The organism is Ignicoccus sp., assembly GCF_056435145.1.
Genome location: NZ_JBWNMZ010000019.1, coordinates 38,619 through 51,780, shown reverse-complemented (window position 1 = coordinate 51,780; position 13,162 = coordinate 38,619). Strand labels below are relative to the sequence as shown.

The 13,162-nt window shown below is 55.5% G+C and carries 13 protein-coding genes; 10 read left to right on the top strand and 3 right to left on the bottom strand.

The window, feature by feature from the left end:
* The first annotated feature begins 35 nt into the window (after window positions 1-35).
* The 9 genes from AC1HCZ_RS06775 (at window position 36) to AC1HCZ_RS06735 (ending at window position 10,220) form a co-directional block, all read left to right on the top strand.
* Window positions 36-434, top strand: a complete 399-nt coding sequence (locus AC1HCZ_RS06775; protein ID WP_479462782.1) for a translation initiation factor aIF-1A — start codon at window positions 36-38, stop codon at window positions 432-434.
* Window positions 431-1,375: a serine protein kinase RIO gene (locus tag AC1HCZ_RS06770; RefSeq protein WP_479462781.1), complete on the top strand. Its 945-nt coding sequence runs from the start codon at window positions 431-433 to the stop codon at window positions 1,373-1,375. Before AC1HCZ_RS06775 ends, AC1HCZ_RS06770 begins: the two co-directional genes overlap by 4 nt.
* Before the next feature lie 97 nt (window positions 1,376-1,472).
* The gene (gene hypF, locus AC1HCZ_RS06765; RefSeq protein WP_479462780.1) at window positions 1,473-3,683 is read left to right on the top strand and encodes a carbamoyltransferase HypF; all 2,211 of its coding nucleotides are present in this window, start codon (window positions 1,473-1,475) and stop codon (window positions 3,681-3,683) included.
* 68 nt (window positions 3,684-3,751) lie between these two features.
* Window positions 3,752-4,909, top strand: coding sequence for an NAD(P)/FAD-dependent oxidoreductase (locus AC1HCZ_RS06760; protein ID WP_479462779.1), 1,158 nt, complete (start codon window positions 3,752-3,754; stop codon window positions 4,907-4,909).
* 5 nt (window positions 4,910-4,914) lie between these two features.
* A complete protein-coding gene (locus tag AC1HCZ_RS06755; RefSeq protein WP_479462778.1) occupies window positions 4,915-5,370 on the top strand; it encodes a helical membrane plugin domain-containing protein in 456 nt (151 codons plus the stop codon).
* 59 nt (window positions 5,371-5,429) lie between these two features.
* A complete protein-coding gene (locus AC1HCZ_RS06750; RefSeq protein WP_479462777.1) occupies window positions 5,430-6,764 on the top strand; it encodes an FAD-dependent oxidoreductase in 1,335 nt (444 codons plus the stop codon).
* Between the two features lie 82 nt (window positions 6,765-6,846).
* Complete coding sequence (locus AC1HCZ_RS06745) at window positions 6,847-7,719, top strand: archaellin/type IV pilin N-terminal domain-containing protein (protein WP_479462776.1); 873 nt, start codon at window positions 6,847-6,849, stop codon at window positions 7,717-7,719.
* 136 nt (window positions 7,720-7,855) lie between these two features.
* The gene (locus AC1HCZ_RS06740) at window positions 7,856-9,445 is read left to right on the top strand and encodes a hypothetical protein (RefSeq protein WP_479462775.1); all 1,590 of its coding nucleotides are present in this window, start codon (window positions 7,856-7,858) and stop codon (window positions 9,443-9,445) included.
* Window positions 9,417-10,220, top strand: coding sequence for a hypothetical protein (locus AC1HCZ_RS06735; protein ID WP_479462774.1), 804 nt, complete (start codon window positions 9,417-9,419; stop codon window positions 10,218-10,220). The genes AC1HCZ_RS06740 and AC1HCZ_RS06735 overlap by 29 nt, the downstream gene beginning before the upstream one ends.
* An 829-nt stretch (window positions 10,221-11,049) precedes the next feature.
* On the opposite strand, the gene AC1HCZ_RS06730 is transcribed toward AC1HCZ_RS06735, so the two are convergent.
* The 3 genes from AC1HCZ_RS06730 to AC1HCZ_RS06720 form a co-directional block, all read right to left on the bottom strand.
* On the bottom strand, window positions 11,050-11,427 hold the full coding sequence (locus AC1HCZ_RS06730; RefSeq protein WP_479462773.1) for a hypothetical protein: 378 nt from the start codon (window positions 11,425-11,427) through the stop codon (window positions 11,050-11,052).
* A complete protein-coding gene (locus tag AC1HCZ_RS06725; protein WP_479462772.1) occupies window positions 11,424-11,615 on the bottom strand; it encodes a hypothetical protein in 192 nt (63 codons plus the stop codon). The genes AC1HCZ_RS06730 and AC1HCZ_RS06725 overlap by 4 nt, the downstream gene beginning before the upstream one ends.
* Window positions 11,616-11,859: 244 nt before the next feature.
* On the bottom strand, window positions 11,860-12,234 hold the full coding sequence (locus AC1HCZ_RS06720) for a hypothetical protein (protein WP_479462771.1): 375 nt from the start codon (window positions 12,232-12,234) through the stop codon (window positions 11,860-11,862).
* A 125-nt stretch (window positions 12,235-12,359) separates the two neighbouring features.
* On the opposite strand from AC1HCZ_RS06720, the gene AC1HCZ_RS06715 reads away from it, so the two are divergent.
* Window positions 12,360-13,160 (top strand): putative CRISPR-associated protein, encoded by an 801-nt coding sequence (locus AC1HCZ_RS06715; RefSeq protein WP_479462770.1) that lies wholly within the window; start codon window positions 12,360-12,362, stop codon window positions 13,158-13,160.
* The last annotated feature ends 2 nt before the right edge of the window (window positions 13,161-13,162 follow it).

The following is a 13,162-nucleotide window of genomic DNA, read 5'->3' as shown; positions in this document are numbered from 1 at the left end:
TAACCTTCGCTCGCCGTTCTCGCAGTGGTGTCGCGTTGGCAAAGAGGAAAGGTGCTCGAAGAGAAAAGAGCAAGGAGCTCGTCCTGCCGGGCGAAGGCGAGGTACTCTGCGTGGTAGAGAGGATAGTGTGCGCGGACCACGCGTTAATACGTTGCTTGGACGACCCCGAGCTGGTGAGGGACGGCAGGATACCGGGCAAGATGAGGAGGAGGGTGTGGATAAGAGAGGGGGATATAGTAATTGCAACAGTTTGGGACTTCCAGCCGAAGAAGGCAGATATAGTATACAGGTACTCCAGGGACGAGTTAAAGAGGTTGATCGTCAAGGGTCTGCTGCCCAAGGAGGTCGCGGAGCTGGCGGGCATAACTGAAGAAGAAATAGCCTTGACCGCCCAGCAGATGGCTCAAGAGGAGGCGGAGGGTGAGGAGGCATGAGCGAAGAGAAAGCCAGCAACGTCGAAAAGGTAGTAGAAGATGTTATGAAGAAGGTGGAGGAGGAAGTTAAGGCCCCTCAGAAGGAAGAGGTCGAGGAGCAGTTAGAGGAAGAAGAGATCGAAATCGAAGAGGAGGAAGTAGAGGAAGTGGAAGAGCCGTTACCAAAGGAGGTAGTACAGAGGAGGAAGTATTTGAAGAGGTACAAGGATAAAGACTTGTTCGAGACCGTAGAAGAAGTATTTGACATGGCCACACAGATGGCAGTGTACGAACTTGTCAGGAGGGGGGTCATAGGGGAGCTAAAGGGCGTCATATCAGCTGGCAAGGAGGCTAGGGTCTACTGTGGCAAGAGCCCTCAAGGCGAGGACGTGGCGGTCAAGATCTACCTAACTACCACCGCTGAGTTCCGCAAGAGCATAAGGAAGTACATTATAGGCGACCCCCGATTCGAGCAGATAGCCAACAGAGGGCTCCGCCACTTAATTTACGCGTGGGCGAGGAAAGAGTTCAGGAACTTGAAGAGGTTGGAACAAGCAGAGGTGAGGGTACCCTCCCCCATCGCAGTGTACAGGAACGTATTAGTTATGGAATTTATAGGCGAAAACTGCAAGAGAGCGCCCTTGCTGGTCGAGCTAGCGAAACCCGTCAACCAGCTAGACACAGAGGAGTGGAAGAAGGTATTTGAGAGAGTGTATGATTACATGGTTAAAATGTATCAGAAAGCCAGACTCGTCCACGCGGACCTCAACGAATACAACATAATGTACTGGAAAGGCGAGCCAGTGATAATAGACGTGAGCCAAGCAGTCCCGGTGAACCATCCCTACGCCTACGACTTCCTGATGCACGACATACGTCAGATACGCCGGTTCTTCTCCTCGGTGGGCGTGGAAGTGCCGAGCGTGGCCGAGATGTACACCCGCATAACCGGCTTGGAGTGACGGTCGACCCCTCCCTTCCGGCAAAGCGGCGCTTCGGCCGGCGCGGACCCAGTAGAAATTTTATTATTCCTCTCGCGCACGCGCGTGAAGAGTGCCTTTGCCCGCGAGGAGGATCATCGTCAAAGGCCTCGTTCAAGGTGTAGGCTTCAGACCCCAAGTCGCCCGCGCAGCTCGCAAGTTAGGGTTAAGGGGGTACGTGAAGAACGTCGCGGGCGGCGCAGCGGAGATATACGTTATCGGTGATGAATCTAAGATTTCCAAATTTGTCCATTTGATCAAGAACCTTCCTCCCCCCATAAGGGTAGATGGCGTTCAAGTGAGTGAGGCCGAGGAGAGGGAGTTTGACGACTTCGTAATTTTGAAGAGCGACAAGAGTTCGCACAAATACTCCCAGATACCCCCGGACTTGGGGTTGTGTGACGACTGCTTGAGGGAGATGCTTAACCCGTTTTCAAGGAGATATAAATACCCTCTGATTTCCTGCGCCAAGTGCGGCCCCAGGTTCTCCATGCTTCGTTCTTTGCCCTACGACAGGGAAAACACGTCCATGGCAGACTTCCCGCTCTGCGCGGAGTGCGAGCGGGAGTACGGAGACCCTCAAGACCCTAGGTACCACGTGCAAGGCTTCGCTTGCGCCAAGTGCGGCCCCAAGGTCAAGCTCTTAGACTCGGAAGGCCGTACGGTGTTGGTCAGAGATCCCATTAAAGAAGCTGCCAAGCTGCTCGACGAAGGCTTCATAATAGCGATCAAAGGTATGGGTGGTTACCACTTGGCCGCCAAGGCTACGGACGACGAAGTCGTGGCGACCTTGCGTAAGAGGAAGGAGAGACCAAGGAAGCCGTTCGCACTGATGGCCCTTAATTCGGAAGTGGCAAACAGAATTGTCGTAGTTGAGGACGATGACCTCTTTAACTCGCCGGAAGCTCCCATAGTCCTCTTCCCCAAAAGGGAGAACAGCCCCTTAAGCGAGTTGGTGGCGCCGGGCCACGCGCTCGTGGGCGTCATGAGGGCCTACACGGGCCTCCACTACTTGCTGCTCAACTACACGTCGGAGAAGTTCTCTATTATGACTTCTGCGAACTCTTCCGGGAAGCCGACGTGCATAACGAAGGAATGTGCTTTAAAGCTGGCTGACTACGTCTTGGATCATGATAGGGAAATAGTCCATCGGGTAGATGACAGCGTTGTCAGGAGGAGCGCGGGGACGACACTCTTCTTGAGGAGGAGCAGGGGCTACGCCCCGGCGTGGCTGGAAGCGGACGAGAAGCTCGCCAACGGCGTCGCCGTGGGCGCGGAGCTCCAGAACGCGGGAGGGGTTTCGTTCTCAAACAAAGCGGTGTTGACACAGTACATAGGCGATACGGACGAATACGACAACTTGAGGTTTATGGAGGAAGAGCTGAGGTGGTTAATGGAACAGTACTCGGTGACTCCGGAGTTCGTAGCGGCGGACCTCCACCCCCGGTACAGCAGCAAGGTCTTGGCCTCGAGATTAGCTGAGGAGTTCGGGGCACAGCTCGTCGAGGTCCAACACCACCACGCCCACGCAGTCTCCGTCATGGCGGAGGCCCGCTTGGAGGAGGCCGCGGCCGTTGTGGTGGACGGCACAGGTTACGGCTTGGACGGGAACTCGTGGGGAGGGGAAGTATTGAGGGTCACCAGAGAAGGGTTCGAGAGGTTGGCGCACATAGAGTACTTCCCCTTGCCCGGCGGGGACAGAGCGGTCAAGTACCCAGCGAGGGCTCTAATGGGACTGTTGTACGCAGCTGGTGAGGACTTAGAGAGGTGGAAGGGCGCCCTCGCCAAGGCCCTTCCGGGCGGAGGGGTCGAGTTCGAGGTGGCGCGTAAGAGTATAGGAAACAGCGTCTTGACCTCCTCGTTAGGGAGGACCTTGGACGCCTTCGCCGTACTTCTCGGAGTGGCTTACGAGAGAAGTTACGAGGGCGAGCCGGCCATGCTCCTCGAAGCCTCTTCCTTCGGGGGCGAACCCTTAGCGAAGCTCGAGATAATTGAGGGTAGCGTCATTAAAGTGACAGAGCTCCTAAGATGGGCTCTCGAGGCTCTCGAGGACGGCAAAAACTTGAGGGACGTTGCGTTCACGATTCAATACAACTTGGGCTATAATATGGCCCTCAAGGCGACGGAGATGGGCCTTCCGGTACTCGTCTCCGGCGGCGCGGCGGTGAACGAACCGTTCTTGTTGGGGGTCAAAGAGGTCGTGGAGCCCGTTTTGCCGCGAAAGGTCCCTCCGGGCGACGGCGGAATAGCCTTAGGGCAGCTGGTCATAGCTTCTAGGAGGCTAAAGTAGTTTTACCGTCCACTTAGTAAAGAAAGTCATTATAGCGGTCAAAACGAGCGAGGGGCAGGAGTGAGGCTTTGTCAGAGCACGTGGTCTTCTTGGGCGGGGGGGTGTCGGCCCTCGTCGCGCTGAGGCGGCTCCGCGAGGGGCCGCCAGAGATACAAGATAAGCTCAAAATAACGATAATAAACAAGGATGAGTGGCACTACATGCCTCCCCTCTTCGCGGACTTCGCCTTGGGCGAGGTGAGGGAAGACCAGCTCAAGGCCCCCGTCGCGAACATAGCCAAGAGGTACGGCGCCGACCTCGTCATTGACGAGGTCGTGGACGTGGACCCCTCAAGGCAACAGCTCAAGACGAAGGGCGGGAAGACAATAGAGTACGATTACTTGTTCATCGGTTCTGGCGTCAGTTACGACTACGAGGTCGTCCCAGGGCTCAGTCGCTACGGCTACCACAACTACAGCTTAGAAGGAGCTAAGAGGATGAGGAAGGCCCTCAGCGAGTTCAAGGGCGGTAGGGTCGTTATGTTGGTTCCGGGCCTCCCCTTCCGGTGCGGCTGCTATCCCTTCGAGATGGTCGGCAAATTGAAGTATTTCGCTATGAGGAAGGACCCGCGTTCGGAGGTCCACCTAGTCACCACGTTCGACGAAAGGCAAGTGGCACAGATGTTCAAGGACGTCTTTAGACAGTTCAAGAGGCTACACGAAAAGCTGGGCATAGTCTACCACATGGGTAAGGAGGCTAAGGAAGTTAGGGAGAATGAGATAGTGTTTAAGGACGGTAGCACGCTCAAGTACGATTTACTTATATACGTCCCCCCGGTCAAGGTGCCAGAGTTCGCAAAGGACAGGCCGGAGCTGATCTGTCCGAACAACAAGAAAGCGTTGGCAACCACTTATCCGGAGTTCCGCAACCCGAAGTACAAGAACATATTTGTGCCGACCGACGCCGCCATGCCTTGCGTCAATTTCCCCATAGCCGGCATCTTCTCCCACGCCGCGGCCGTCTCGGCGGCCGACGCGCTCATATCTGACCTAACCGGCGTGAGAGGCACTGTGCTCTTCCCCGACGAGATAGTGGCGGTCGCGGACTTCGGCCCCACCGGCATGATGGTTACCTTCGACATAAATCACAACGGCCCATCCCAGAAGATGTATGTAACTGTCCAGAACCCCATGATAAAATTCATGAAGCTAGCATTTTACTTGGGTTGGATAGATGCCTTGAGGTGATGAACATGAGCGGGGAATTGAGTAAAGTTTTGGAAAAGTTGGAAGCTGAAAAAGTAGAAGAGCTGGCGAGGGCAGTAGAGAGGCTGGCGGACGCGATCGCCAAACTACAAGAAACCGGCCTTCTAGGAATACTGATCGCCTTGGCAGAAAAGGGCGAGGAGGTGCTAGAGCTGGGGGCTAACGACAGGAGGCTTCACCACGCCATGGCGGCGGCAGACGGCGCGTTGAACGCACTCGAGGACGTTGACCCAATAGTATTCAAGGAAAACATCGAAGCTATGTCAGAATGTACAATGAAGGCGTTGAACTCTCCCGACTTCTTAAAGCACGCGAAGCCCGTCGGCCTCTTGGGCCTCCTAAAAGTTATGAAGGATCCCGACATAACGGCCGGGCTAGGAGTTATGCTGTACCTAGCTAAGGTTATGGGATCTTGCCTGAGACAAAAGATGGAACGGAGCTGATCTTTCGGTAAGAAGCATAATATTATTTTTTCCGCGCGCTGTGGGCCCAGGTGCCCCACGTGGAGGTAGTGGTCGTGGGCGGCGGGGCGGCGGGCATGAGCGCCGCCTCCCGCGTGAAGAGGATTCACAAGGACTGGACGGTTAGAGTTTTTGAAGCCTCCGGCTACGTCTCTTACGCGCCTTGTGGTCTCCCTTACTTCATTGTCAACAAAGTTAAGGAGCCCGACGACTTGGTCTACTACCCGGTGGAGGTCTTCAGAGAGAAGAGGGGCATAGACGTTCACACCCACGCCAAGGTAGTGGACGCCGACTACGACAAGAGGACCGTAACTGTCGTCGAGAACGGCGAGAGGAAGGAGTACAAGTGGGACAAGCTCATATTAGCTACGGGTGCCAAGCCCAAGAGCTTGGGCGTGGAGGGCGAAGACCTCAAGGGAGTAATAAAGTTACACACGGTCGAGAGCGGGATAGCGGCTAAGAGGGAGCTCGAGAACGCGAAGGAAGTGGTCGTGGTGGGCGCGGGCTTCACCGGCGTTGAGGTCGCGGCCGAGCTCAGAGACTCTGGCCGCGAGGTACACTTGGTGGTACGTTCGCGCGCCTTGAGGAGGAGCTTAGATCCGGAGATGAGCGAGTTAGTAGAGGATCACCTGAGCAAGATAGGAATAAAGCTCCACAAGGGCGTCACGGTGACCAAGGTCCTCGGGAGGGAGAGGGTCGAGGGGGTGGAGCTGAGCGACGGAGAGGTGATAAGGGCCCAAGCGGTAGTAGTCGCAATAGGCGTCGAGCCGAACGTGGACCTGGCCAAGAAGCTCGGCGTGAAGCTGGGGAAGTTCGGAGGGATCAAAGTAAACGAGTACATGGAGACCAACTTGCCCGACGTTTACGCGGCCGGGGACGTGGCCGAGAGCTGGTTCGTCCATACCGGGCACGAGGTTTGGTGTCCCTTCGCTCCCCCCGCCAACAAGATGGGGTTGGTCGCAGGCTTGAGCGCCTCCGGCAAGAAGGTTCCTTTCCCCGGAGTCGCTTGCACCGGAATAACCGTCGCCTCGGGGCTGGAGATAGGTCGGACCGGACTCACCGAAGAGGAGGCTAAGTCCTTGGGCCTCAAGGTTAAGAGCTCTTTTATAAAGGCGAGGACGAGGGCACACTATTACCCCGGCTCACAGTTCATCCACGTCAAGCTGGTGGCCGCGGAGGACGGGACGGTGCTGGGAGTACAAGCGGTAGGCCCCGAGGGGGTTAAGGGGAGGGTAGACGCGGTCGCTGCCTTGTTGAGTAATAAGGGCACCGTTAAGGACTTGTTCTTCTCTGATATAGGTTACGTACCTCCCTTGGCCCCCGTCTGGGACCCGCTGGTCACCGCAGCTAGGGTGCTCTACTCGGACTTGAGGTGACTCCGGGCGCGACTTCTGCCTCTCAGAACAACCCCCTACCTTAAAACTTACACTTCGTTGCCGTTACCGAGAGAGTGAGAGCGTGAAGATCGCGAGGAAGGGCGTGTCCCCCGTAATAGCGACCTTGTTGCTGATACTGATCGCCGTCGCTGCTGCGGTGCTCCTCTACACTTGGGTCAGCGGGCTGAGCGCCAACGTAGCTGGGAGCCAAGTCACCGGCAAGAGCCTGACGCTCATCCAAGCCACTTGGGCCAGGCCGGCGACAAACGCTACCGCAATAGACAAGGAATCTTTCGACAGAGCTAAGGCCGTGCTCATACTCAGCTTCCAGCCGCCGGCCCAAGTGCTCCAAGGAGGCCAAGCCATCACCATAGACGCCATCGATGTGATATATCAAGGCAGAGTGGTGTGCCACTACGACAGCTTCCTCATGACTGCCGACGACAAGTACCACATAGGACAGACCATAGGCGGACAGACAGCCAACGGTTTGCAGTTCTGGGGCTTCGCCGGCAACTACACTGGAGACTATGACTCCGACGACTTGTTAGTGCCCGGCGGCATTATTCACGGCAAGACCAGTGATGAAAATGCGCATGCCGCCGCGGGACAGCTGACATCTGGTCATAGTCCTGCTGGTAGTACTCTAATAGCGTTTGACAACCCGTTCGCCACCGTACTCGCCGGAACTTGGGAGGTCAACTACGTCAGCACTAACTACGTCGAGACCAACTTCGCCGAGACCAAAGCTGTAATAAAGTTTGACAGGTTCGTGAACACCCACTACAATGGCGATGTCCCGATATTCGACGTCGCCAGCGCCAGCCAGAGCAACTTCGCCGTCGTAATATGGTGCCCCAACGTGAACCCCAACGTCATGCAGAGCGTCGACGTTAAGATGGTCTTCAGTGACGGCAGCACGTGGGAGGCCAGCGTGCCTCTCAGCATAACGTAAAGTTTTTTCATTCCACACTTGTACGCGCTAGACGCGCTTTACTTCCATCATCTTTTACAGTCGACGCCTTACAGACCACACGCTTTAACCTCTTTTTTACTAACCCTTCTCCTCTCCAACCCCGGGGACACTAGTAATGATATATCTGGCAATAATAATCTCGTTCTTATTGAACTTCGTAGCATTCTCGTTCCCGCCCTTGAGATTAATGGCGCTTTCGAGCTTCCTCCCCGCAGCGGGGACGCTATACGAGTTCCTCAGCTGTAAGCCCTTCAGCCTAGAGGGTTGGTACTGGGCGAACTGCGGCCTTCCAGAGGTTCAAAGGATAATAGCGGCCCTCACAACTCCCTTCTTCACCATATCGTTGTTCTCTACAATATTGGTCTTAGTTGGACTTAAAGAGAACGATAAGAGGTTCTTCGCGTTTTCGTCGCTCTCCTTACTTTCGTTGTTGTTCCTCTGGTCCAATTACTTAAACTTGAACTACCCGCTCTCCTCGCCCCCTCCTCGGCTCCCCCCGTTGGGCTTCTCCGTACTCAGGGGGCAGTGGTTCTTCGTATTCTATCCTCTTTTGGCGACAGTAGCAGCACTGGTATTGGCATATTTTATGACGTTAAAGGATATATATGCCAAACTCAGCACCCTCTTCAGCTTCGCCGTCGCTCTATCCTCCGCGGCCCACGCTCAAGCGGCCTACGGCCTCCCTTTACCTCCGGACTCCTTCCACCTCTCGCTCGCCCTCCTCCCGGCCTCTGCAACGTTACTCTTCCACGCTGACGACAATGCCTCGAAGCTAACGGCCTTCTTCAACGTATTTGTAGCGTTCTCCCTCTTCCGCTTGTACCCGTTGCCTATCGGCAACGTGCCCAGCCCCTACTTTGGGATCCAAACTTCAACCGCGTTGGTCATGATCGCCATTTACGTGTACTCGTTGAAACGCGCGTTGAAGGGGCCCTTTCTGGACAAGCGCTTCTCTTTACATTACGTTTCGGTGGCCTTACTGACCGTCGCCTCTCTTTTAGACTTCGTCGACAATTACTTGTTCTTAAACGTTGTGACGCCGGAGGCCCTCTTGTGGGCTTTCTTAGCTGTACAGCTCTTGAGTGCCCTTAACTTCTCCTTGATAGTTTATATAAAGAATAAGGATAAACTGGGACTGCTAGGCCCTCTAATGCTCCTCGCGCCGGAGTCAGCGACTTTGGCGCCGGCGGTGCTAGCTGTCATAGACTTATTCAAGACGAAGAAAGCGTTTAGCGCTATTATGGTGTTAACGTCGGTTACTTTCGCAGTTGCGCTCCTCCACGCCTCTTGGCTGGAAGCGCGCTTCTACCAGCCCGTCGGGGAGGCGAAGTGGTTGGGGACCAAGACCGTTTCCACTTACTCGTATCGGGGTAACCTAACTGCTTATGAGCTGATCTCGACATTTGAGGTGAACGATACGCGGTACGAGGTCAAGAGTATAGTGAACGTCTTTATGGGTAAGTACGTACCCCCTAACGAGCCTGCCTTCTTCAGCTGGTCCGTGCCGCGCTGGGAGGGCTTGGGGAGCTGTGCCTTTAGCTTGAGGCCCTTGCCCCTGGGACAGCTGCGCTGTGCCCCGCTCGCGGCCTTCGCTTATCTGTACCCGGCTTTCGGGCTCTTGACGCTGTTGTTAGCTTATATTCTCCCTAACAAGCGGAGCTCACCCGGAGGAGCTGGTGAGGGGACAGAGCTCCATAGTGTCTGAACTAATATTGATAGCCATATCGATGGCGTTAGTAGCCACCGTGCTGGGCGTCGTCAACAAGGCCTTGGGAAACCTCGTCAGTCTTAAATTCCCTCTGAGGCCCCCGACGACCTTAGGCGTTTACGAACTGTTGCCGGGTTATGACTCGGCCAAAGGAAAGCTCATAGCCATCATCCTTATCGTTAGACAACCTATAACCATAACGGCAGTTCAAGTCTATTACGGCAAGGACGCGGTCTGTACGTTCGACTCGTTCGTGCTCTCCTCTTCCGTCGAGGCCAGCAGTTACGGCTGTAGGGCCCTCGTCCCCGCCGGCTACTACGGCCAAGAGAGTAAAGACGCGGACGATTACGACGCCCTCTGCCCCGGCGCTCTCTACTTCAAGGTAGGCTGTGACCCCCCAGTCAAGGCCGTAAGCGTCTTGGACGTTGACAACGGCTGGTACTCCCCAGAGGGGGCCCCTGGGTGGGCCACTGTAGGGACCTTCACTCCCTCCTTCGTCCCTCTCGGGAATTTAAAGTGTGAGACGTACTTAGCCAACACCAGCGGCACCTTAGAGTTCGTGCGTAGGATAGGTCTGCTACAAAAGGTCCTTTACAACGGCACTGATTGGCTCTACGCGGTCTCCTTCAAGGCAGTGAGACTTTACAAGGGCACGTTCACCGTGCTGTTGTGGTGTCCCTCGTTGGATCTACCCTTAGATGACTTGAAAGTGGTCCTCAGCACGGACGCGGGCGACCTCACCGTTCGCCCGCCCAAGGGCGGGCTCATCTGATAACTTCCTACGGCGACGAACGACTATACATTGCCCCTCTCCGACACCTAACATCACCCGCACGACAGTAGGGGCTCGCGGCTTGAGGTCGGCGCGGGCTCAGTAAAAACAAAGTGAGACGAGAGTTCGTATCACGACCGTCGCTCCAGTCCCCGCTCAGACGGTCATCAGCTTGGTAGGGCTGGGCGGACACAGAGACTAAAATAAAGTTAGTGTTACGTACCTAACTCAAGGCCCGCGCGTCTGCTGAACCAACCTTGGTGGGAGAAACTCGGTGTTGGAACAAAGCTATCGGTAGTGTTCCGAACCAAATGCTGCCTCCGCTTCAGCTTGGTGAAGGAGGTTCGGGCTTCTGGAGGGGAAGTTTTATGGAGAAATGAATTGAAAGCAGTCGGGCGCGGGACGGTAACACGCCCCTCGAAGGTCGAGCAGATCGCATGGTTTACCCCGGTAAGTCGGGCGATGGGAGAGTTAACTGGCCGTTAACTCCACGCCCGGTAGAGTTAACCCGAACTAAGTGAGGCGCCCGGCGGGCCCGGAGATCCACTTCGCTACGAAGAACGCCCGCCGGCCTCGCGAACGTAAATTCATATATAGGTTTCTGGGCCCGGGCCCTCCCCGGGAAAACCCCGGCGCCCGGGCGGCCGCCAAGGGCCCCTTTAGCCGTGCCTTGGCACGTCCCTCAAGACGCGCCCAGTTAAGCCCACTCCCCAACGAACGCCGCGGTCTCACAGAGGGGCTCGCCCTGGTGGACGTGATGGTTGCCGCGTACTGGTGGGACTTGAACCTCGAACGCTTTTAGCGCCCTTCTCGCAAGGACGGCATTTCCTCAAGCAGGCCCCTCTGGCAACGGCCTAGGACGGGGACGAACTTCTCGTCTAGGAACTATAGCGTCGTCAAAGCCACTCAAAGCCTCACAGCCTCGTTCGCCAAACTCGTCTAGGACACAAGCCTTCGGGCCCTTCCCAATATCGTTGTCGAGGGAAGGAACCAGCGACGTATTTAATGACTTTAAGCTCTTAGCGACGAAGGCCTTATCCACGTAACTGCTGAGCGCCACCAAGTTACCACAGCGCTTAACCTTGTTTATAAAGTTGGCCAGCGCGCTGTCCACCCTAGCGACGAGCGCCGTGAGCAGCTCGGAGACCCCTCGGGCGATACGCACGTCCATCCTCATAATTGAGTAATACTTCAATATCTTCTTCATTTTTTAATAAGTTGAGCGCGGCCCCTCTGCACGCAAGTTCCTCCTCGGGCTACCTCCCCTAGCTTTTCTGCAACCTTCTTCGCTACGAAAGAGTGACACACCTCATCTAACACGACTGCTAGGGTCACGAAATACATCTTCAACTCCAACGCCACGTTGGTATCGCCGTCGACGAGAGCGGCGAACAACGATCATCTCCCACCCTAGTAACCCCCCGGGACGTCGTAGAAATTACTGGGGGCGCTCGGACTAGGCCCTCCGCAACCCTAGTCCCCTCCGGGACGCAAGATGAAGATCACGGGGACCAAGGTATAGTAGTACGCAAGCTTAGGCGGGCATCCGAGATGAACCTCCCCTCTGGGGGAGGGGAATTACAAAAAGGCTTAAGGCCTCGTCACTGGCGTAGTCGCTCATCGCTCGCGTGGGTCGGGCTCACAACTCATCGGCCGAGGGAGCTCGAGCGACGGCCCTCTCTACCTCCGGCCAGACCTTCTTCTTGTACATGTTTACACAACGAGAGAAGGTGGCTTTCGCCGTCTTTAAGCCAGTGTACTCCTTGCCCAAGTACTGTTTAGCCCTATCTAAGGTCTCTTTTATCTTCTGCTCTATGGTGGCTAGGTCAACGGAGCCGCTCTTGAGCAACTCCGCCATTTCTTCCCTCCCCTTCTTGACCTCTTCGAGCGCTCTTGCTATCGCCTCCTTCAACCTCTCAGCGTCGTCGACCTTCTGCAAGTTCTTGGTTTCTATGTCTTTGAGTTTACTTTCCATGCGGTCATATATGGACATGACGAGCTCTTCCAGTCCCAACGCCGCCTCCCCACTCGGCGGGTCGAGTAGTACTGGAGCTTTTACGACGGTTAGAACGCACCTAAAGTGTCTTCACGACTCTCGTGTTAAGAAAACTAACAGGCGAGCGGCCGTCCTTAAAACCAGTGGTATGTGAATGCTCATTATTCATAATATTTTTAGCTAACAGTACGGACAACGTCGTGGGAGACGTTTTGGAGTGCTCTACCCACGTACTGAGCGTGGGCACCAGCACCCTCAGGAACTTCCAGAGGGTGTGCACCAACCAGAGCCTGGCAACGGCGCTGCTCAAGCTGGAGCGGGGGGAGCTCGAGCTTCGAGACCTAGAGAGGGTCTTGTCCGCTTCCGGCCTGTCGTTGGACGACTTAGTTGATAATATAGTAGGGTTCATCAAGAACGACCCAGTCCAAGCGTCGGCCGAGCTTAACGCTTTAATAAAGAAGGCCGAGAACCTCTCGGACCTCAATGTTGTACTCCTTTGTAGCGACACACACGCGGGCCAGCTGGTTTGTAAGGCTCTGAAGGTTTACTTAGAGGGAGAAGGGGCTGAGGCGTCGGCATACGTCATAAAAGGTTTGGGCAAACACGGGACTTTCTACGAAGGGTTGGTGAACCTAATGTGTGCGTATAAAAAGATATTGGACAAGGAAGTGGGCGACTGCAGCCGTTGCGTCTGCGTGAACCCCACCGGGGGCTTCAAGCCGGAGTCTGCGGTAACGTACATCCTAGCTTTAACCGACAAGAGGACCGCAGACATCTATTACATCCATGAAGCCTTTAGAGATGTAGTATCCTTACCCATATTCCCGTTAGTCCCTCTGAAGACGCTGCTCTCCGAGGCCAGGTGGCTCGAAGGCCATTTGAAGGTCTTGAAGGAGTGTCTGGAAGGTAAGTCTTACTACCCTTGGAAGCCCTTGGAATTATAATC